Consider the following 20456-nt stretch of genomic DNA (forward strand, 5'->3'; position numbering starts at 1 on the left):
CCTCGCGGGCGGGTGCTCGCGCGCGACGGTCGGCGCCGAACGCGGCGAACCGGGCCGTTGCGGATGTCCGGTTGTGCGGAGTCGTGGAAACGTCCCGGACAGTAGGCTCGGGAGCATGACCCCCGCTCAGGACACCCCGGCGGCGCGGCCCGGGCGCGGCGCGACCCCGACGCTGCACGATGTCGCGCGCGAGGCCGGCGTCTCGCTCGCCACGGCATCCCGGGCCCTGAACGGCTCGGTGCGCAACGTCAAGGACGAGAACCGCGAGCGCGTGCGTCAGGCGGCCGAGAAGCTCGGCTACACGACGAACATCCTCGCGCAGGCCACCGTGCGCGGCACCTCGTCCGTGATCGCGCTGCTCGTCGCGGACATCGCCGACCCGTACTTCGGGCTCATCGCCTCGGGAGTCGCGCGCGGGGCCGACGAGCAGGGCCTCATCGTGACGATCGCCGTCACCGAGCGCGACCCCGAGCGCGAGCTGCGTCTCGTCAAGGCCCTCCGCGGGCAGCGACCGCAGGGTCTGATCCTCGCGGCGTCCCGCGGCGATGAGGACACCGCGATGCATGACGAGGTCGAAGCGTTCGCGCGGCTCGGCGGACGCGTGGTGTCCTTCGGCGGCAGCGTCGCCGGAGAGCGGGTCGTGCAGATCGACAACGTCGCCGGCGCCCGGATGCTGGGCGAGGAGATGGCCGCCAGCGGCTACCGCTCCGCCGTCGTGCTGGCCGCGGCCGAGGGCATCCGCACGTCCGACGACCGCATCGCCGGCTTCCAGGCCGGCTTCGCCGCCGGCGGAGGGACGGCCGACCGCGTGTACCGCGCCGGCTTCGCACGGGAGTCGGGCGTGACCGCGATGGCGGCAGCGCTGGCCGACGGGGTCGAACCGGGGACGCTGGTCTTCGGCATGAGCGACGTCGTCGCGATCGGTGCGATGTCGGCGATCCGGGATGCCGGGCGCGAAGTCGGCTCCGACATCGCCGTGTGCGGCTTCGACGATGTGCCGGCGAGCCTCGACGTGTCGCCGCCGCTGACGACGGTGCGCGTGCCGCTGAGCGAAGTCGGCTACCAGGCGTTCCGCGCGACGGTCGACGAGGACTGGACGCAGACCCCCATCGAGCTCGAGGTCGTCGTCCGCGAGAGCACGCCGTGAGCGGCGCCGATTCCGGTCGGGTTCCGGGCAGCTCCGGTCCGGATGCCGCAGCGCACGAGACCCGATCCGTGGAGTCGGTGTCGCAGGCGGAGGTGCCGGGGTCCGCGGCTGTCGGTTCCGGTCGCGATCCAGGCCGTTTCAATGCAGCGGCTATTGGGTCCGGTCGCGATTCAGGCCGCTTCGCGGCGGCGGAAGCGGCAACTACTGCGACCGGAACGGACGTCATCGCCTCGGAAACGGCGGAAAGTGCGACCCGAAGCGCTCGCGGGCCCCGCCGCATCGTCATCGCCCCGGACAGCTTCAAGGGGTCGATCTCGGCTGCCGACGCGGCGCGGGCGCTCGCCGAGGGCTGGAGCGAGGTCGAGCACGGTGCGGAGTTCGTGCTGCGCCCGATGGCCGACGGCGGCGAGGGCACCGTCGCGGCCTTCGAGGCGGCTGTCGACGGTGCGCAGCGTCATTCCCTGTTCGTCGACGGACCAGCCGGCGTGCCGATCGAGAGCAGCTGGCTGTGGCTTCCGCCGACGCCGGACGCGCCGCGCGGGACGGGGGTGGTCGATCTGGCTTCGACCTCCGGGATCGAGCTGCTCGACGAGCTGCGCCCGTGGGATGCCGACACCACCGGCTTCGGCCAGGCGATCGCGGCGGCGCTGGATGCCGGGGTCTCGAGGCTCGTCCTCGGGATCGGGTCGAGCGCGTCGACCGACGGCGGGATCGGCCTGCTCACGGCGCTGGGCGCGCGGTTCCTCGACACAGACGGCTCGCCGGTCGCATCCGGGGCCGCCGGACTGTGCGCCGTGGCCGCCGTGGACCGCGTGGGGTTGTGGGGAGCGCCGGATGCCCGCGTGCTCACGGATGTCACGAACCCGCTGACCGGCGAGCGCGGAGCGGCGGCGATCTTCGGGCCGCAGAAGGGTCTGACCGATCCCGAGGACATCCGGACGGTGGATGCCGCGCTCGCACGTCTCGCGAACCTGCTCGGGCTGGATCCGCAGATTCCGGGTACGGGCGCGGCCGGCGGGGCCGGAGCGGCGCTCGTGGCCTGGGGGGCGACCCTGACGCCCGGAGCCGGAGCCGTGGCCGAGTTGATCGGCCTGGCGGAGGCGATCGCCGATGCCGATGTCGTGATCACGGGCGAGGGATCGTTCGACGGCCAGTCGGGGGACGGCAAGGTCCCCTCGTTCGTCGCGCAGCTCGCGGCGGATGCCGGTGTGCCGGTGATGCTCGTCGCCGGCCGCATCACGCCCGATGCCGACACGGGTGCTTTCGCGGCATCCGCATCGCTCACGGACCTCGCAGGGTCCGCCGAGGCGGCTCAGACCGAGGCCGAGCGCTGGCTGCGCGCCGCCGGCGCCGCCCTCGCCATTCGCTGAGCGCACCCGTCTCGCCCCTCGAGGGCGCTCGCCCTCCTCGTTCGGTGCGCGAGCGCCCCCTTCTCGTTCGTTGAGCGAGCGGAGCGAGTCGAAACGCGGTGACCGGTCCTCAGTAGCTCGCCCGTTTCGACTCCTCGCTTCGCTCGTCGCTCAACGAGCGGAGGGGAAGGCCCCGAACGGGACTGGAGACGCCCGACTCGTCGCCGCCTTCTCGTTCGTTGAGCGAGCGGAGCGAGTCGAAACGGGGTGACCGTCCCCAGTAACTCGCGCGTTTCGACTCCTCGCTCCACGAGCGGGTAAGGCCGAGCGCAGGCGCGTCAGCCGCGGAGCGCCTCGCTCACCACGGCTCGTGCCTCCTCCTGCACCTGCGCGAGGTGCTCGGGGCCCTGCAGGCTCTCGGCGTACAGCTTGTAGACGTCCTCGGTGCCGGAGGGGCGAGCCGCGAACCATGCGTGCTCGGTCTGCACCTTGAGACCGCCGATCGCGGCACCGTTCCCCGGCGCATGGGAGAGCTTCGCGGTGATCGGCTCTCCGGCCAAGGTCCCGGCGGTCACGGCATCCGGAGTCAGCCGGCCCAGCGTCGCCTTCTCGTCGGGCGTCGCCGGAGCGTCCACGCGCCGATAAGCGGACGCGCCGAACGCCTCCTCCAGCTCGCGATAGCGCTCCGACGGCGTCTTCCCGGTCACGGCGATCATCTCGGCCGCGAGCAGGCAGAGCAGGATGCCGTCCTTGTCGGTCGACCAGACCGAGCCGTCCTCGCGCAGGAACGAAGCGCCGGCGGACTCCTCGCCCCCGAACGCGACCGTCCCGTCGAGCAGCCCCGGCACGAACCACTTGAACCCGACCGGCACCTCGAGCAGGCGCCGGCCGAGGGATTCCGCCACCCGGTCGATGATCATGGACGACACGAGCGTCTTGCCGATCGCGGCATCCCGGGGCCACTGCGACCGGTGCGAGAACAGGTAGTCGATCGCGACGGCGAGATAGTGGTTCGGGTTCATCAGCCCCGCGTCCGGAGTCACGATGCCGTGGCGGTCGGCATCCGCGTCGTTGCCCGTGAGCACGTCGAAGTCGCCGCGGCGCGCCACCAGTGAGGCCATCGCCGAGGGCGAGGACGGATCCATCCGGATCTTCTCGTCCCAGTCCAGCGTCATGAACCGCCACGTCGGGTCGACCTCGGGGTTCACGACCGTGAGGTCGAGGTCGTAGACCTCCTTGATGAGCGCCCAGTAGTCCACTGACGCACCGCCGAGCGGGTCGGCGCCGATGCGCACGCCGGCGCGCTTGATGGCCTCGACGTCGATGATCGACTCGAGGTCGCGGACGTACGCGTCGCGGAAGTCGTAGCTGGGCAGCGCATCCCAGTCGATGTCGGCGAAGCTCTCCTTCTTCACGCCCTCCAGCCCCGCTTCGAGCAGGGCGTTCGCTCGGTCGGCGATCCAGCCGGTGGCGTCGGTGTCGGCGGGGCCGCCGTGCGGAGGGTTGTACTTGAAGCCGCCGTCGCGGGGAGGGTTGTGCGACGGGGTGACGACGATGCCGTCCGCCTGACCGGTGACTTCCGAGTTCGTGCGGCGGTTGTGGGTGAGGATCGCGTGACTCAGGGCGGGCGTCGGCACCCAGGAGTCGCGGGCGTCCACGCGGAGGTCGACGCCGTTCGCCACGAGCACCTCGATCGCCGTGCGCTCGGCGGGAAGGGACAGGGCGTGGGTGTCGCGGCCGAGGAACAGCGGGCCTGTGATGCCCTGCGCCGTGCGGTAGTCGACGATGGCCTGCGTGGTGGCGAGGATGTGGTTCTCGTTGAAGCTGCCGGACAGGGCGGAGCCGCGGTGGCCGCTCGTCCCGAAGGCGACCCGCTGCGTCGGATCGGAGGGATCCGGGTGGCGGTCGTAGTACGCGGCGATCAGCGCGTCGACGTCGATGAGGTCACTTTCCTCCGCGGGGAGGCCGGCTCGGCTCGTCATAGGACCAGTCTGCCCCCAACCGTGCGGCCGTGCACGTTCGTGTCCGTGACGGGAGGGCTAAGGTGAAACGCGTGACTGAACGGCGCACCTACAGCTATCTCGGACCAGCCGGCACCTTCACCGAGGCGGCGCTCGATCAGGTGGCCGAGGCGCGAGGTCAGGACTGGCGGGCCGTGCACAACGTCGGCGAGGCGCTCGCCGACGTGCTCGAGGGGCGCAGCCACGCCGCCATGATCGCGATCGAGAACTCGATCGAGGGCGGCGTCTCCACGACGCAGGACGCGCTTGCTACCCTCCCAGGACTCCGCATCATCGGGGAGTACCTGGTCCGGGTGAACTTCGTGCTGGTGGCTCCGCCGGGGACCAAGCTCGAGGACGTCAGCGTGATCGCCGCGCATCCGGTCGCGTACGCCCAGTGCCACGGCTGGCTCGGCGAGAATCTGCCGAAACACTCGCACGTGCCGGCCGCCAGCAACGTCGCGTCCGCGATCGGGGTGCTGCACGGCTCGAGCCCTGCGCAGGCGGCGATCGCCGCACCGGGCATCGTGCAGCACTACGACGTCGAAGTGCTCGCTGAGGGCATCGGCGACAACCAGCAGGCCGTGACGCGGTTCGTGCTCGTGACCCGGACGACCCTGCCGCCCTCGCCCACGGGGGCGGACAAGACCTCGCTCATCGTCGAGCTGCCGCACGACCACCCCGGCTCGCTGCTCGAGATGCTCGAGCAGTTCTCGACGCGCGGCATCAACCTGTCGCTGATCGAGTCGCGTCCGATCGGCGATGAGCTGGGCCGCTATCGCTTCGTGATCGACGCCGACGGGCACGTGCAGGATGAGCGCATGGCGGACGCTCTGCTCGGCATCCGCCGGTTCAGTCCGCGCGTGGTGTTCCTCGGCTCCTATCCGCGTGCGGATCGCCAGATCGTCCAGTACCCGGACCGCTACTCCGACGACGTGTTCGTCGAGGCGCGCGACTGGCTGCGCGGACTGCTGTCCGGCGAGCCCGAGACATAAGTCCAGTCGAGCGTCCGGCCGGGACGAGAGGCTTCGGCGCGAGGATGGCGCGACCGCCCCGGAGATCGCGCGTCAGTGCTCCTGGAACCGCGGCCAGGCGCTTCCCGGCGGCATGTGCGAGTGCAGCGCCCCCTTGGCGGATTCCAGGCTGGGATACGTCCCCGTCGCGGCATCCGCTCCGGCCATGACGACGACGTAGCCGTCGTCCTCGTGACGGATGCTTCCGCATACGCCGTTCGTCCCGTAGGCGACCCAGAGGGCACGAGTCTTCGTGGTGCTCATGCGAACTCCCTTCCGATGATCCCGACCGTACGCCTCCCGGGCGCGCTGCACCAGACCGCATCGGCCCACGGGTGGGGGATCAGCGGGCGTGTCAGAGCGCGGCGGCGACGAGCTCCAGCGTCAGAGCGCGGCCGGCCGCGGCATCCATCGGCTCGGAGGCGTATGCGCCCGCCACAGGGGAGAGCATGACCTCGTCCACTCTGTGAGTCGCGGCGAACGCGCGCACTTCGGCGGCCACGGACTCGCCCGTGCCGACGAACCAGCGCTCACGGGCGGCACTGACGACCTGATCGGTCGCGGGATCGGATTCAGCAGCGGCGGCCTCGTCGACCGTCTCGAGCGCGTTCAGCGGCTTGTTCAGGCGCAGACGCGCCATCATCCGGAGCTGGGGGAGGGCGCGGGCCTCGGCCTCCTCCTGGGTGGGAGCGGCGACGGCGTTCACCGTGAGGAACGTCTTCGGCTCCGGGTGCGCCTCACTCGGCCGGTAGCCGGAGCGGTACAGGTCGAGGGCGCGTTCGAGACCCTGGCCCGAGAAGTGGTTCGCGAAGACGTACGGCAATCCCTGCGCCGCGGCCAGCTGCGCGGAGTAGTCGCTCGATCCGAGCAGCCACACCTCGGGGACGCCGGTCGCCGCCGGCGTCGAGCGCACGGTGTACTCGCCGCCGGACGTGAACTGCACCTGCGCGCCCTCGCCCGACAGCAGCAGCGTGATGTCCTGCACGTGTCTCGGGAACTGCTCGACGTCGCTCGTCGTGCCGGATCCGCGCAGCAGCTGCGTGATGACGGGGTCGCTGCCCGGGGCGCGGCCGAGCCCGAGGTCGATCCGACCCGGCGCGATGGCCTCGAGAGCGGCGAACTGCTCGGCAACGATGAGAGGTGCGTGATTGGGGAGCATGACGCCGCCCGAGCCGAGACGCATGCGCGACGTGCGAGTGGCCGCGGCCGCGATGAGCACCGGCGGAGTCGTCGAGGCCACGGCCGGCATGTTGTGGTGCTCGGCGAACCAGTAGCGGCGGTAGCCGAGACGATCCGCGGTGGCCGCCAGCGAGAGGGAGGCCGCGATCGTCTCCGCACTGGTCTGTCCGGTGCGGACGGGGACGAGGTCGAGGACGGAGAGGGCGGGCGCTGCGGAAGTCATCCCCGGATGCAACCGAGGCATGGCGGAAGTCATTCCCGGCGTCAGCCGGGGAACTCCTCGAGGAGGCGGACGACCTCGCCATCGGACACCTGGGCGAAATCGACGTAGTGCATGCCGACCGCCATGAAGGCCTCTGGTGTGATCAGGCAGACGACCTCGTCGGCCTCGGGGACGTGCGCGACGGCGTCCTGTGGGGCGACCGGGACCGCGAGGACGACGCGCCGGGCGCCCCGCGCGCGGGCGATCGCGCATCCGGCCCGTGCCGTCGCGCCCGTCGCCAGGCCGTCGTCGACGACGATGACGGTCCGGCCGTCCAGCTGCGGTGCCGGGCGACCTTGCCGCAGGAGGTCGATGCGGCGCTCGACCTCGGCCTCTTCGCGTCGGGCGGCGGCGTGCACGGCGGACTCGGTGACGCCCGCCATGGCGATGACGTCCTCGTTCCGGACCATTGCATCGTCCTCACCGACCGCTCCCATCGCGACCTCCTCGTGCCCGGGCACCCCGAGCTTGCGCACCACGAGGACGTCCAGGTCGGCATCCAGAGCGCGGGCCACCTCCGCGGCCACCGGGACGCCGCCGCGCGGAAGCCCGAGCACGACAGGGTGCTCGTCCGTGTGGTCCCGGAGCTCCGCGGCGAGCCGGCGGCCGGCGTCGTGACGATCAGCGAATCGCATGGGTTCTCCTCTCCTCCGGCTTACGCCGGGAGAGGCCGCCGGTCAACCCTCTGCGGTGTCGGCGCGGAGCTCGTCGCGCAGGCTGGCGTTCTCGTCCTCCAGCTCGAGCACCCGGCGGATTCCGGCGAGATTGACGCCGGCGTCGCGCAGGTCGGTGACGCGCCGCAGACGAGCCATGTCGTCGTCGCTGTACCGGCGCGTGCCGCCGTCGCTGCGGGACGGCGTGAGCAGTCCCTTCGCCTCGAACTGCCGCAGCGTCGCCTGAGGGACGCCGGCGAGTTCGGCGGCGACGGCGATGCCGTACAGCGGTGTGCGGGAGTCCCTGTTCGTCATGCTGAAAATTTCCTTATCAGAACTTGCAGAACATCTCGAATCGATCTATAACAAAGTTACAGCACAAGTTGCAGATTATCTGCAGCGCAGCTGAGTCATCGAAGACGAAAGGAGAACGCTCATGGCAATGACAATCGATCCCTTCAGTCAGCTCGACCGGTTCGCAGCGGCCGTGCTCGACTCCGCGAGGTCACCGCGCGTGATGCCGGTCGACCTCTTCCGCGACGGCGACCGCTACGTCCTTTGCGCGGACCTGCCCGGAGTCGATCCCGGCTCGATCGACGTGGATGTCGACGGCGGCCAGCTGTCGATCCGCGCGCAGCGCACCGGAGACACCCGTGACGGTGTCCGCTGGATCGCGCGCGAGCGCACGGCCGGGACCTACCTCCGCCAGTTCACGCTCGGGGACGGTGTCGATCTGGATCAGATCAGCGCCTCGTACGAGAGCGGTGTGCTGTCGGTCATCATCCCTGTCAGCGAACGCGCGAAGCCGCGCAAGATCGCGGTGGAGTCCCTCGACCAGCGCCGCGCCGTCACGGCGTGATCCGGGGGACGTGAGCACGTCCGTCCCCTCGCCGATGAGGGATGCCGAGGTGTCCATGGCGGTGCACCCGGCATCCCTCCGGGATCAGATCTCCCAGATCAGACCTCCCAGATCAGAAAGGAGAGCCATCATGGCCGTTTCCCCCGCACTCGATGCCTTCCTCGCGAACATGGAGTACCCCGCGACGAAGGATGATCTCCTGCGGGAGGCCGCACGCGATGGGCTCAGCCCCAGCGATCGCGCGGTGCTGGACACGCTGCCGGATCAGAGCTTCAGCGCTCGCTGGCACATCCGCTATCGCCTCGCGCACCCCCGCACGGGTGCACCGGCGGCGGGCGCACTCGTCGCCGGCTGAACCGGGCGGATGCCGCGGGCGACGGCGACCCGGACGATAACCTGACCGCATGGATGCCGAGCTGTTCTATGTCCTCGTCGGCGCGATCTCCGTGGCGGCCTTCGCTCGATGGCGGGGGTGGCCGGCACCACTGCTGGTGACGGTCGTGGCGCTCGCGGCATCCTTCCTGCCGTTCGTGCCGGAGCTGGAGATCGACGGGCACGTGCTGCTGAACCTCGTGCTGCCGCCGCTGCTGTACTCGGCGGCGCTGGACGTCTCGTTCGTGGGGTTCAAGCGGAGCCTCCCGCAGATCCGTCGCCTCGGCATCTGGCTGGTGCTCATCACCGCGCTCGCGGTGGGACTCGTGGCGTGGCTGATCTTCCCGTCGCTCACGCTTCCCGGCGCGCTGCTGCTCGGGGCGATCGTGGCGCCGCCGGACGCCGTGTCCGCGGCCGCGATCGGCCGGAAGCTCGGCCTGCCGCGCCGGGTCATGACGGTGCTGTCGGGTGAGAGCCTGATCAACGACGCCACGTCGCTGACGCTGTACCGCGTGTTCGCGGCGATCGTCGCGGGTGCGACGCTCACGGTGTGGGATGGGGTCTGGCAGTTCATCGTCGCCGTGGTCGTCGGCGTCGTCATCGGCCTCGTCTTCGGCATCCTGCTGCATCAGCTGCGCATCCGGGTGGACGACCCGGTCGTGATCGGGACGTTCGGACTGCTCGTGCCCTTCGGCGCGTACGCGATCGCGGAGCACCTGGGCGGCTCGGGCGTGCTGGCCGTCGTCGCGATGGGACTGTACGTCGGTTACAACGCCCCGCGCACGGATTACACGACCCGGCAGCAGGAGGCGCCGCTGTGGCTGTCCGCGGACTTCCTGCTGGAGAGTTTCGTGTTCGCCTATATCGGACTGCAGCTGCCGCGGGTCCTCAGCGATCTCGGGCGCGAGTCGGTGGGGGAGATCCTCATGCTGTCCGGCGTGGTGCTCCTCGTCGTGCTCGTGGTGCGGCCCGCATACATCTATCCGGCGCACGCGTGGGCGATGTGGATGCAGCGGATAAGGCTGCGCCGGTGGGAGAGGGCGGTCGCGTCCGGGGAATGGGAGCGCCGCGAACGGATGGAGCAGAAGCGTCGGGAGCGTTTCGCGGCGAAGCATCCGGAGCGGGCGGCGGCCGGCAGGCAGAGGCGGCGCCCGACGACCGAGGAGATGCGCGCCCGCTTCACCGAGCCGGCGCTGGACCGGAAGGACAATGCGGTCATCTCGTGGGCAGGCATGCGCGGCGTGGTGACGCTGGCGACCGCGCTCGCCGCGGCGGATCTCGCGGAGCTGGATGCCGAGGCGTCGCACGCGATCGTCGTGGTGGCGTTCGTCGTGACGGTCGGGACGCTGCTTCTGCAGGGGCTGACGCTGCCGGTGCTGATCAGGCGGCTCGGAGTCGCGTCCGATGCGGACCGGGTGGAGGATGCCGAGGCGCTCGCCGCCGTGCGTGCGCGGACGAAGCAGGCCGGGACCGAGTTCATCGCGCACAAGCGGGCGGTGTGGGAGCAGAAATACGGGGCGTCGGATCTCGCGATCTTCGATGCTTTCGCGCAGCGCATGACGAAGATCGAGAAGGACACCGATCAGGCGCAGGAGACCGAGGAGGCGGTGAGCCGCCCGTCGTACGAGGACCTGGTCGCGCTGTCGAAGGGGTGGCTGCACGTGCGGCGCGAGATCCTGCTGGAGGAGCGGGATGCCGGGACGCTGGACGAGGAGCTCATGCGCGAGCTGATCACCGCGATGGATGCCGAGGAGCTGGCGCTGGACACGCGCGGCGCCACGCGCCCGCAGTCCCGCGCGTAGTCGCCCTCGATTGACGAGACCCCGTCGTATTCGCGTGGATACGACGGGGTCTCGTTGCCATGACGGGGTCAGTCCGGCGTCCTCTCCTTCCCCGTTCGTTGAGCTTCCCCCCCCGTTCGTTGAGCGAGCGGAGCGAGTCGAAACGCGGTTCCCTGCGGGTCTCGTCGGTGACCGCGTTTCGACTCGGTCGGCTGCGCCGTCCTCGCTCGACGAGCGGCGGGTGGGTGCCGTCGTCCCCTTTCTCCGTTCGTTGAGCGAGCGGAGCGAGGGACGCCGTCTTCCCCTTTCCCCCGTTCGTTGAGCGAGCGGAGCGAGTCGAAACGCGGTTCCCTGCGGGTCTCGTCGGTGACCGCGTTTCGACTCGGTCGGCTGCGCCGTCCTCGCTCGACGAGCGGCGGGTTCGACGAGCGAGGGACGGGCGAAGGCGTCAGCGGGTGCCGGCCGGCTCCGCCGCAGCATCCTGCTCGGGAGCATCCGCCTCGTCGCCCGAGTCGTCCGCGAACGGAAGGCCCTCGCGCGGCGCGTTGTAGAGGTCCTCGTCGAGGATGCCCTCGCGCTTGGCGACGATCGTCGGGACCAGGGCCTGGCCCGCGACGTTGACCGCGGTGCGGCCCATGTCGAGGATCGGGTCGATCGCGAGGAGAAGTCCAACGCCCTCGAGCGGCAGGCCGAGCGTCGACAGCGTCAGGGTGAGCATGACGACGGCGCCGGTCGTGCCGGCGGTCGCGGCCGAGCCGAACACCGACACGATGACGATGAGCAGGTACTGGACGAAGTCCAGCTGGATGCCGAAGAACTGCGCGACGAAGATCGCGGCGATCGCCGGATAGATCGCGGCGCAGCCGTCCATCTTCGTCGTCGCGCCGAGAGGCACTGCAAACGACGCGTAGGAGGAGGGCACGCCGAGGTTGCGCTCGGTGACGCGCTCGGTCAGGGGCAGGGTGCCGATGGAGGAGCGGCTGACGAACGCCAGCTGCACCGCGGGCCAGACGCCCGAGAAGTACTGCTTGATCGACAGCTTGTGCGACTTGATCAGCACCGGGTACACGACGAACAGCACGATCGCGAGTCCGAGGTAGATGGCGCCGGCGAACCATCCGAGTCCGATGAGCTTGTCCCACCCGTACTCGATGACGGCGGCGCCGATGAGGCCGAAGGTGCCGATCGGGGCGATGCGGATGATCCACCACAGCACGCGCTGGATCACCTTGAGCAGCGACTCGGTGAAGACGAGGAAGGGCTCGGCCTTCTTGCCGGCCTTGAGGGCCGCGATGCCGACGACGACGGCGACGACGATGATCTGCAGGATGTTGAAGCTGATGCCCGTCGTGGCGTCGCCGGTCTCGAGGTCGACGGACGTGCTCGCGCCGAGGCCGAGGAAGTTCTGCGGGATGAGCCCCAGCAGGAAGTTCCACCACGTGCCGACCGTGTACGGGTCGCCGGGTTCGAGTCCCTCACCGGCGCGGGAGCCCGGCTGGATGACGAGTCCGAGGACGATCGCGATGGTCACGGCGATGAAGGCGGTGATGCAGAACCAGAGGATGGTCTGGCCGGCGAGACGCGCGGCGTTCTGGACGCGGCGCAGGTTCGAGATGCTCGCCACGATCGCGGTGAAGATGAGGGGGACCACGGCGGCGCGCAGCAGCGTCACGTACGAGCTGCCGATCGTGTCGAGCGTGGCGGCGAGGGCGTTGGCGCTGCCGTCCTCGTTCGGACCGATCTGGCGGCCGATGAGTCCGGCGACGATGCCGAGGACGAGGGCCGCGATGATCTGGAAGCCGAACGATGTCAGCAGCTTCCGGATGGGGCTGCGGGTGTCTGGCGCCTTCTGGGCGCGGGCAGTGGTGCTCATGAGACTCCAATACGGGGCGCGCCGATGCGCGCCGATGGGAGTCAACGCTAGGACTGTCAGCCCATTCCCAGGGTGGATATGACGAACGGTGACGGATGCCGCGGCATCCGTCACCGTTCGAAAGAGTTCTACTCCGCCGGAGCGGCGCAGGTCTGGACAGCCTCGGTCATCGTGGTCTGGACGAGGTTGAAGGCGTCTTGGGAGGTCTGCTCATCCTTGCCCTCGGCGAGGTTGGCGAGGTCCTGGTCGGAGATCTCGGAGTCGAGGAGCTCGCCGGAGATGCAGTCGACCTGGTCGGGAGTGAGCTGGGCGTCCTCACCGTCACCGACGGTCAGACCCTGGTCCTCCAGGATCGTCGTGATCCCCTCGCTCAGTTCTTCGGTGGAGGGACGTTCCGCGGCCGGAGCTCCGCACGCGGCGAGGGAGAACGCCAGTGCCGCGATCGGCACGGCGGAGAGAAGGCGGGTGCGCAGTTTCCGGTCGGTGTTCATGGAACCACGGTAGCGCGTTCTCAGCTGATCGATAGGGGGACGTGCATGGGGAGAGGTGCCCAGGGAACGCGATGCGTGTCGCGTTCCTGCTTCTCCGAATCGAGTGCAACTACGCCGGGTGGGTCCGTGTTCTGCCTCCCACGGCGCACGAACCGCATCGCCCGGATCTCAAGAAGCCGGCGGTGGATGCCTGGCGCGCACGCGGTCCGAGGTACGGTCGGTGGCCGACCCCGATGGTCGAGTTCACCTTCCACGACGCCGCGGGGCGCTGGTGGCTGCGTGACGAGCACGGAGTGCTCACCGAGATCGACAAGGCCGACCGGTTCCGTTATGCGAAGGATGCAGACGTTACCGTTTCGTGACCGCTGGGAGCTCCAGTGAGGCTCGAAAGAAGCTCTCAATGTCGGAGGCCCGCGTCATCATGAACTATGGCACTTTTCAGCGAGGTTGCGGCCCTGATCCCCACGTTGCGTGGGCATCTCGCGCCGGGTGCCTGCGCTGACGACGTGCAGGCGACGATCTCCGCGATGACGGATGCCGAGGTCGTCGCGGTCATCGAAGAAGCCGTCGACATCGCGGCTCAGGTCGAGCAACTCAAGCTCGTCGCCGTCGGCATCGCCGCGACCCGATCGCCCCGCGACCAGGGGCACGCCGGCCTCGCTCAATCGCGCGGGCGCCGCTCCGCCGTGGACCTGGTTCAGAGCATCACGGGCTCGACGAAGGGCGAGGCTGCGCGCGAGGTGCGCGTCGGACTCGCGTTGATGGAGGAGCCCGAGGATGCGTCGACGGATGCTGAGAGTGCCGTCGCTCCGGTGCCGGCCGCGCCGTGGCACGAACCGCTGCGTGCGGCGCTCCAGGAGCAGACGATCACAACGGCCCAGTACGACGTCATCCGCGGCGGTCTGGGTGAGCCGCCGGTGGCGGAGGCCGACGCCGCCGTTATGCGCGAAGCGTGGTCCTGCGCTGCCGAGCAGCTCATCGCCGAAGCCCCCGACCGCACCGTCGAAGAGCTGCGCGCGGCCGCCCGGGCGCTGCGGGACCTGCTCGACCCCGACGGCGCGGCCGCGCGTTTCGCGGCACAGTACGAGGCGCGCTCGCTGCGGACGTATCGCGACTCGCTCGGGCGCCGCCGCGGAGACATCGTGTTCGACGAGGAGAGCGGTGCGTTCTTCGACGCGATCATGGCCTCCGCCCTGCGACCGCGACGCGGCGGTCCGCGCTTCGTCGACCCCGACGAGAAGGCACAGGCAGCTTCGCTCATTGATGACCCGCGGTCGAATGACCAACTCGCGTTCGACCTGCTCATGGACGTCGTGCGCGCGGGTGTCCTCGCGGAGCCCGAGGCGGTGTTCGGCACCCGGCAGGCCGGAGTCCGGCTCGTCCAGGTGGTCGACAGTGCCGGTGCTCCGGCTCCCACGGCGCATACCGAGGACGGATTGACGGTCCTGCCCTCCGCGACCGCCGGGCAACGCATCTGCGAGAGCGGAACGACCCTCGTCACGCTCGATGGGCAGGGCAACCCTCTCGACGTCGGGCGGGAGCATCGGCTGTTCACCCCCGCGCAACGCGTCGCGCTCGCGATCCGCGACGGCGGATGCCGCTGGCACGGCTGCGACCGCCCCGCGTCATACTGCGAAGCGCACCACATCGACGAATGGTCCGGCGGCGGACGCACCGACATCGACCGCGGCATCCTGCTGTGCCGGTACCACCACATGACTTTGCACCACGGCCGATGGCGGATCACCCGCGAGCGCAAGGACGACTTCGTCCTCCACCATCCCGATGGGGATCGTCATGTCCTGAAACCGCGAGCCGTTCTGCTCTACGCCTGGGGCGGGATCGGGATCGATCCGCCGCCGAAACGCTTCCGCCCGGCCGCGTGATCCCGGGGTCGCGGAGGCATTCACCCGCAGCGCAGCCCCCGCATCCGCGCCACGCCCCGAGACCTATGCCAGCACGAGCAAGTCGCCCACCTCGCACTCCAACGCGTCGCAGATCGCGCGCAGGGTCGAATATCGGATCGCCCGCGCCCGATCGTTCTTCAGCACCGACAGGTTCACGATCGAGACGCCCACGCGCGCGCTCAGCTCCGTCAGCGTCATCCCGCGCGAAGCGAGCAGCTCATCGAGCCGGCAGTGGATGCCCGTGAACTCGTCATCGGAATCGGCCGGAGTCATACCAGCCCCTCCGTGTCCTTCTGCAACGCAGCTCCGCGGCGGAACGCGTAGGCGATCAGAGTCAGCGCTGCGAAGATCGCGAACCCCAACCAGTAGCTCAGCGGCGTCGAGCCGCCCACCTCGCCCAACCCGACGGCCGAGCGCACCGACCTTCCGATCGCGGAGTCGAGCAGGTAGCAGGTCGTCGTGCCCAGCAGCGTGATCGCGGCCATCGACGTCAGCATCCGAACGGCGCGGCGCGAGAACGTGCGTCCGCGGGACACCTCGAGAGACAGCACGACGTAGCAGCAGATGACGGCGATGCCCGCGATCGCCGCCACCCCGACCGTCGCGACGATGAGAGCGCTCAGACCGGCCCCGGCACCCGGCACCGACACGATCCCCTGCGTCACCTGCAGGGATGCCCCGGACGGCGCCGGGGGCGCGTCGTAGCTCTCCGGAATCGGGATCTCCCACACCAGCCCATCCTCGCCGAACGCGATCGCGAGCCTCGTCACCGCGAGAGACACGATCGCCGCAACGGCGAGAACCGCGACGACGCCGGTCCACACCGCGTTCGCACCCAGCGGCGTGCGCTCCTCGGAGTTCATACCAACCCCTCCGTCTCCCGCTCGAGCATCTCCTTCTGTGCCTGAAGCCGCATCCCCTCACGGAACACTGCCGCCAGTGCCAGCAATCCGAGCGCGCCGACGAACGGCAACGGCGTCACCGTCAGCCGGTATCCCGTCGGGTACCACTCCGACCCGGGGTCGAACACCTCGCGCAGCGCCGCCGTCGCCGCGATGCTGCCCAGAAGGTCGGACGCGACGCCGAGCACGAGCACCGCCACCGCGCCGATCGTCAGCGCTCTCGTGACCGTGTGGGAGAACGGGCGACCGCGCAGCGTCTGGAAGCAGATCGCGGCCAGCATCGCGCCGGGCAGAGCGATCATCGCCGTCGCGCACAACTGCGCCGCGGCCGCCAGCACGCGAAGCCCGAGCGACGCACCACCGACCGTGAACGACGACAGCTCCGAACCGCTGCACGTCAGCATCCCGGCCGCCCCGAACTCCGCACAGGGCAGATCCGAGGGCCACTCGAGCCCGACCGACGTGGCACCGTCGAGCTCCGCCCAGTCGCTGGTGAAGATCTTCACGACGGTGAGCACCATGCCGACCGCCGACAGCATCACCCACCAGCCGGAGATCACCAGCCCGGCGTCCAGCGCGACCGTCCTGCTGCCGCGACGGCGACTCCGCCACACCGCTACGCCGACGATCGCGGCGATCACCGCGAGAACGAGCGCGATCCATCCGAGCGAACTCCACAGATCCCCGCTGAACGAGATCATCAGACCAGCCCCTCCGTGTCCTTCTGCAGATCCGCACCGCGGCGGAAGACGATGACCAGCACCCCGACCGCGATCGCGGCGATGTAGAGAGGGATGCCGTCGCGGAACAGGAGCCACCGACCGTCACCGAAGTCCCCGCCGAGAGCGGCGAAGACGCCGTTCAGACCCATGTTCTCGAACCACGGCCCCAGGAGCCCTGCCAGCATCAGACTCATCGAGACGGCGAACGTCAGCCCGCTGTTGACGCGATCGAACACCACGCCGCGCAGCAGCCGCAGGCAGACCATCACGCTCAGCGTCGCCGCGGCGATCAGGCAGAGCGAACGCAGCATGATCGCCACCACCAGGCTGACGACGCTGATCGTGTTGACGTCGGTCGCGGTGAGCGTCGCCGTCTCGACGACCGCGGGCGTTCCCGGGCCGATCAGCGCCGTGTACTCCTGGGCGGGCACCCGCGTCGAGACCGTCACGGCCCCAGGGGTGCCGAACAGGACGAGGATGCGCTGCACGGCGTCGAAGGAGAGGAGCCCCACCGCGACCGCGCCGACGATGACGCCGGTGACGAGGTCGTTGCGATCGCGGCGCACCTGCGTCGACGGATCCCTGCCAGCCACGGTCACACCAGCCCTTCCGTCTCGCGCTGCATGCGCCGTCCGATGTCGAACGCGCCGGCGATCAGGGCGAGCGCGAGGCCCCAGCCGAGCGGGGCGAGATCGAGCTCCGCCAGGAAGGTCCACAGCGTGTCCAGGACTTCCGGAGTGGATGCCGCGAGCTCGTCGACCAGGACGGCGCGGCCGAACGCGCCGAAGACCTGTCCCAGCATCCCGCCCAGCATCACGAGGATCGCCGCCGCTCCGATCGCCCAGGTCATGCTGCGGTGGAAGGGGCGGGCGCGTATCAGAGAGATGCCCAGCCACCACGCCACGAGGCAGACGCCGATCGTGGCCAGCGCGGGGAGTGCCCCTTCGAGGAAGAGGAGCCAGCGCACCCCCTGCGACGCCTCATCGAGGGTCAGCAGCACGGACGAGTACTCGGCGTCCGCGATCCCCGCCACATCGACGTACGCGGACGCGGGGGCATCATGCAGCGGCATCCGCACGACCGGCTCGGCGCCGAAGCGGTCGATCGCGTTCATCACGATCGAGACCGCCGCCGCCACGGCGATGCTGATGGACCCGGTGGCGATGAGTCCGAGCGCGAATCCGTCGCCGCGCGACGGCCGGGGAATCGTCATGCTGTCTCCTTATCGATAGTCGTTGTTATCGATGTTCGTTAACATAACGACAGTCGATAAGGAGTGTCAAGGGGGCGGCCGTGCGGGGTATGCCGACGGCGAACACGGGCATACCTCCACGCCTGCGTGGTTACTCTCGATGTACAAGCTTCGCCACGTGCGAACCACGCGAACCACGTGCGAACCAAGGAGTGAACATGTTCGAGAGATTCACGGACCGAGCCCGTCGAGTGGTCGTCCTCGCCCAGGAAGAGGCGAAGATGCTCAACCACAACTACATCGGCACCGAGCACATCCTGCTCGGCCTCATTCACGAGGGTGAGGGCGTCGCAGCCAAGGCGCTGGAGTCGCTCGGCATCTCCCTCGACGCCGTGCGCGAGCAGGTGCAGGACATCATCGGCCAGGGTCAGCAGCAGCCGACCGGCCACATCCCCTTCACCCCCCGCGCCAAGAAGGTCCTCGAGCTGAGCCTGCGCGAAGCGCTGCAGCTCGGCCACAACTACATCGGCACCGAGCACATCCTGCTCGGCCTCATCCGCGAGGGCGAGGGCGTCGCCGCTCAGGTGCTCGTCAAGCTCGGCGCCGACCTGAACAAGGTCCGCCAGCAGGTCATCCAGCTGCTCTCCGGCGCCCCCGGCCGCGAGCCGGCCGCCGTCGGCGCGCAGACCCACGAGACCCAGTCGGGCGCCCAGGGCGGCTCGCAGGTGCTCGACCAGTTCGGGCGCAACCTCACGCAGGCCGCGCGCGACAACAAGCTCGACCCCGTCATCGGGCGCGAGAAGGAGATCGAGCGGGTCATGCAGATCCTCTCCCGCCGCTCCAAGAACAACCCCGTGCTGATCGGTGAGCCCGGCGTCGGCAAGACCGCCGTCGTCGAGGGCCTCGCCCAGGCGATCGTGAAGGGCGACGTCCCCGAGACGCTGAAGGACAAGCAGCTGTACTCGCTCGACCTCGGCTCGCTCATCGCCGGCTCCCGCTACCGCGGAGACTTCGAGGAGCGCCTGAAGAAGGTCACCAAGGAGATCCGCACCCGCGGCGACATCATCGTCTTCATCGACGAGATCCACACCCTCGTGGGTGCCGGTGCCGCCGAGGGCGCCATCGACGCGGCCAGCATCCTCAAGCCGCTGCTGGCGCGCGGCGAGCTCCAGACGATCGGCGCGACCACGCTGGACGAGTACCGCAAGCACTTCGAGAAGGATGCCGCGCTCGAGCGCCGCTTCCAGCCGATCCAGGTGCAGGAGCCGAGCCTCCCGCACGCGATCAACATCCTCAAGGGCCTGCGCGACCGCTACGAGGCGCACCACAAGGTGCAGATCACGGATGGCGCGATCGTCGCCGCTGCGAACCTCGCCGACCGGTACGTCTCGGACCGCTTCCTGCCGGACAAGGCCATCGATCTGATCGATGAGGCCGGCGCGCGCCTGCGCCTGAGCATCCTGTCGTCCCCGCCGGAGCTGCGGGAGTTCGACGACAAGATCGCCAAGGTGCGCGAGCAGAAGGAAGCCGCCTCCGAGGAGCAGGACTTCGAGAAGGCCGCGGCACTGCGCGACGAGGAGAAGGGGCTGCTCGCCGAGCGGCTGCGCCTCGAGAAGCAGTGGCGTTCGGGCGATGTCGCCACCCAGGCGGTCGTCGACGAGGGCCTGATCGCCGAGGTGCTCGCGCAGGCCACCGGCATCCCGGTGTTCAAGCTGACCGAGGAGGAGTCCAGCCGGCTCGTCTTCATGGAGAAGGCGCTGCACCAGCGCGTCATCGGGCAGGAGGAGGCCATCGCGGCCCTGTCCCGCACGATCCGTCGTCAGCGCGCGGGCCTCAAGGACCCCAAGCGTCCCTCCGGCTCGTTCATCTTCGCCGGCCCGACCGGCGTCGGAAAGACCGAGCTCGCCAAGGCCCTCGCGGAGTTCCTGTTCGACGACGAGGCCGCGCTGATCTCGCTCGACATGAGCGAGTTCGGCGAGAAGCACACCGTCTCGCGGCTGTTCGGTGCCCCTCCCGGGTTCGTGGGCTTCGAGGAGGGCGGCCAGCTCACCGAGAAGGTGCGGCGCAAGCCGTTCAGCGTGGTCCTCTTCGACGAGATCGAGAAGGCGCACCCGGACATCTTCAACTCGCTGCTGCAGATCCTCGAAGAGGGACGCCTCACGGACGGTCAGGGTCGGATCGTGGACTTCAAGAACACGGTCATCATCATGACCACGAACCTCGGATCGTCCGCGATCGCCGGGGGACCGGTCGGCTTCCAGATCGAGGGCAACACGCAGACCAGCTACGAGCGGATGAAGGGCAAGGTCGACGAGGAGCTCAAGCGGCACTTCAAGCCCGAGTTCCTCAACCGCGTCGACGACGTCATCGTCTTCCCGCAGCTGTCGAAGGAAGAGCTGGTGCAGATCGTGGATCTGTTCACCAAGCGTCTCGGCGACCGCCTGCTGGATCGCGACATGACGGTCGAGCTGACGCAGACCGCCAAGGAGCGCCTCATCGAGGTCGGATTCGACCCGGCGCTCGGCGCCCGGCCGCTGCGCCGCGCCATGCAGCGGGAGATCGAGGACCAGCTGTCCGAGAAGATCCTGCACGGCGAGCTCAACGCCGGTGACCACGTCACCGTGGACGCCGCAGACGGCAAGTTCCTGTTCGAGACCCGCCCCCGCGGCGAGAAGGTCTCGGTCGGGATCAACACCGGCGGTGCGATCTCCGCGACGCCGGACCTGGCCGCCACGGGCACGGACTGACCCGTAC

General features: G+C 69.6%; 21 protein-coding genes. 9 read left to right on the plus strand and 12 right to left on the minus strand.

Annotation, left to right across the window (positions count from 1 at the left end; all coding sequences use genetic code 11):
* Positions 1–115 precede the first annotated feature (115 nt).
* Both KYX17_RS22245 and KYX17_RS22250 read left to right on the plus strand, forming a co-directional pair.
* Positions 116–1147 (plus strand): LacI family DNA-binding transcriptional regulator, encoded by a 1032-nt coding sequence (locus tag KYX17_RS22245; RefSeq protein ID WP_243229598.1) that lies wholly within the window; start codon positions 116–118, stop codon positions 1145–1147.
* 278 nt (positions 1148–1425) lie between these two features.
* The gene (locus KYX17_RS22250) at positions 1426–2517 is read left to right on the plus strand and encodes a glycerate kinase (RefSeq protein WP_243229905.1); all 1092 of its coding nucleotides are present in this window, start codon (positions 1426–1428) and stop codon (positions 2515–2517) included.
* A 317-nt stretch (positions 2518–2834) separates the two neighbouring features.
* Here the strand turns inward: KYX17_RS22250 and pgm are convergent, their stop codons facing one another.
* Positions 2835–4478 carry a phosphoglucomutase (alpha-D-glucose-1,6-bisphosphate-dependent) gene (gene pgm / locus KYX17_RS22255; RefSeq protein ID WP_243229599.1) on the minus strand — a complete coding sequence of 548 codons (1644 nt, stop codon included), beginning with the start codon at positions 4476–4478 and terminating at the stop codon, positions 2835–2837.
* Between the two features lie 62 nt (positions 4479–4540).
* Between pgm and pheA the strand changes: the two genes are divergently transcribed.
* Positions 4541–5491 (plus strand): prephenate dehydratase, encoded by a 951-nt coding sequence (gene pheA, locus KYX17_RS22260; protein ID WP_243229600.1) that lies wholly within the window; start codon positions 4541–4543, stop codon positions 5489–5491.
* Positions 5492–5563: 72 nt separating this feature from the next.
* On the opposite strand, the gene KYX17_RS22265 is transcribed toward pheA, so the two are convergent.
* The 4 genes from KYX17_RS22265 to KYX17_RS22280 all read right to left on the minus strand — a co-directional run bounded on the left by KYX17_RS22265 (position 5564) and on the right by KYX17_RS22280 (position 7918).
* On the minus strand, positions 5564–5773 hold the full coding sequence (locus KYX17_RS22265) for a methyltransferase (RefSeq protein ID WP_243229601.1): 210 nt from the start codon (positions 5771–5773) through the stop codon (positions 5564–5566).
* A gap of 91 nt (positions 5774–5864) precedes the next feature.
* Complete coding sequence (locus tag KYX17_RS22270) at positions 5865–6911, minus strand: LLM class flavin-dependent oxidoreductase (protein WP_243229602.1); 1047 nt, start codon at positions 6909–6911, stop codon at positions 5865–5867.
* Positions 6912–6952: 41 nt separating this feature from the next.
* Positions 6953–7585 carry a phosphoribosyltransferase gene (locus KYX17_RS22275; RefSeq protein WP_243229603.1) on the minus strand — a complete coding sequence of 211 codons (633 nt, stop codon included), beginning with the start codon at positions 7583–7585 and terminating at the stop codon, positions 6953–6955.
* Positions 7586–7627: 42 nt separating this feature from the next.
* Complete coding sequence (locus KYX17_RS22280; RefSeq protein WP_243229604.1) at positions 7628–7918, minus strand: MerR family transcriptional regulator; 291 nt, start codon at positions 7916–7918, stop codon at positions 7628–7630.
* 121 nt (positions 7919–8039) lie between these two features.
* On the opposite strand from KYX17_RS22280, the gene KYX17_RS22285 reads away from it, so the two are divergent.
* The 3 genes from KYX17_RS22285 (at position 8040) to KYX17_RS22295 (ending at position 10636) form a co-directional block, all read left to right on the plus strand.
* Positions 8040–8462 (plus strand): Hsp20/alpha crystallin family protein, encoded by a 423-nt coding sequence (locus tag KYX17_RS22285; RefSeq protein ID WP_243229605.1) that lies wholly within the window; start codon positions 8040–8042, stop codon positions 8460–8462.
* Positions 8463–8592: 130 nt separating this feature from the next.
* Positions 8593–8817 carry a DUF2795 domain-containing protein gene (locus KYX17_RS22290; protein WP_243229606.1) on the plus strand — a complete coding sequence of 75 codons (225 nt, stop codon included), beginning with the start codon at positions 8593–8595 and terminating at the stop codon, positions 8815–8817.
* Between the two features lie 49 nt (positions 8818–8866).
* Positions 8867–10636, plus strand: a complete 1770-nt coding sequence (locus KYX17_RS22295) for a sodium:proton antiporter (RefSeq protein ID WP_243229607.1) — start codon at positions 8867–8869, stop codon at positions 10634–10636.
* A 427-nt stretch (positions 10637–11063) separates the two neighbouring features.
* On the opposite strand, the gene KYX17_RS22300 is transcribed toward KYX17_RS22295, so the two are convergent.
* A complete protein-coding gene (locus KYX17_RS22300) occupies positions 11064–12488 on the minus strand; it encodes a dicarboxylate/amino acid:cation symporter (RefSeq protein WP_243229608.1) in 1425 nt (474 codons plus the stop codon).
* Between the two features lie 128 nt (positions 12489–12616).
* Positions 12617–12979 (minus strand): hypothetical protein, encoded by a 363-nt coding sequence (locus tag KYX17_RS22305; RefSeq protein ID WP_243229609.1) that lies wholly within the window; start codon positions 12977–12979, stop codon positions 12617–12619.
* Positions 12980–13161: 182 nt separating this feature from the next.
* Between KYX17_RS22305 and KYX17_RS22310 the strand changes: the two genes are divergently transcribed.
* Together KYX17_RS22310 and KYX17_RS22315 are read left to right on the plus strand one after the other, a co-directional pair.
* Positions 13162–13341, plus strand: coding sequence for a hypothetical protein (locus tag KYX17_RS22310; protein ID WP_243229610.1), 180 nt, complete (start codon positions 13162–13164; stop codon positions 13339–13341).
* 66 nt (positions 13342–13407) lie between these two features.
* Entirely contained in the window at positions 13408–14865 is a 1458-nt protein-coding gene (locus tag KYX17_RS22315) for an HNH endonuclease signature motif containing protein (RefSeq protein WP_243229611.1), read from the plus strand.
* Positions 14866–14928: 63 nt separating this feature from the next.
* On the opposite strand, the gene KYX17_RS22320 is transcribed toward KYX17_RS22315, so the two are convergent.
* Genes KYX17_RS22320 through KYX17_RS22340 form a run of 5 tightly spaced genes read right to left on the minus strand, consistent with a single transcriptional unit; the run spans position 14929 to position 17723 of the window.
* Complete coding sequence (locus tag KYX17_RS22320; RefSeq protein ID WP_243229612.1) at positions 14929–15159, minus strand: helix-turn-helix transcriptional regulator; 231 nt, start codon at positions 15157–15159, stop codon at positions 14929–14931.
* Positions 15156–15749 (minus strand): hypothetical protein, encoded by a 594-nt coding sequence (locus KYX17_RS22325; RefSeq protein ID WP_243229613.1) that lies wholly within the window; start codon positions 15747–15749, stop codon positions 15156–15158. Before KYX17_RS22325 ends, KYX17_RS22320 begins: the two co-directional genes overlap by 4 nt.
* Positions 15746–16489, minus strand: a complete 744-nt coding sequence (locus KYX17_RS22330; protein ID WP_243229614.1) for a hypothetical protein — start codon at positions 16487–16489, stop codon at positions 15746–15748. Before KYX17_RS22330 ends, KYX17_RS22325 begins: the two co-directional genes overlap by 4 nt.
* Positions 16489–17103: a hypothetical protein gene (locus KYX17_RS22335; RefSeq protein ID WP_243229615.1), complete on the minus strand. Its 615-nt coding sequence runs from the start codon at positions 17101–17103 to the stop codon at positions 16489–16491. The genes KYX17_RS22330 and KYX17_RS22335 overlap by 1 nt, the downstream gene beginning before the upstream one ends.
* Positions 17104–17105: 2 nt before the next feature.
* Positions 17106–17723: a hypothetical protein gene (locus tag KYX17_RS22340; RefSeq protein WP_243229616.1), complete on the minus strand. Its 618-nt coding sequence runs from the start codon at positions 17721–17723 to the stop codon at positions 17106–17108.
* A 197-nt stretch (positions 17724–17920) separates the two neighbouring features.
* On the opposite strand from KYX17_RS22340, the gene KYX17_RS22345 reads away from it, so the two are divergent.
* Positions 17921–20449 carry an ATP-dependent Clp protease ATP-binding subunit gene (locus KYX17_RS22345; protein ID WP_243229617.1) on the plus strand — a complete coding sequence of 843 codons (2529 nt, stop codon included), beginning with the start codon at positions 17921–17923 and terminating at the stop codon, positions 20447–20449.
* The last annotated feature ends 7 nt before the right edge of the window (positions 20450–20456 follow it).

The organism is Microbacterium sp. CIAB417 (genome assembly GCF_022788845.1).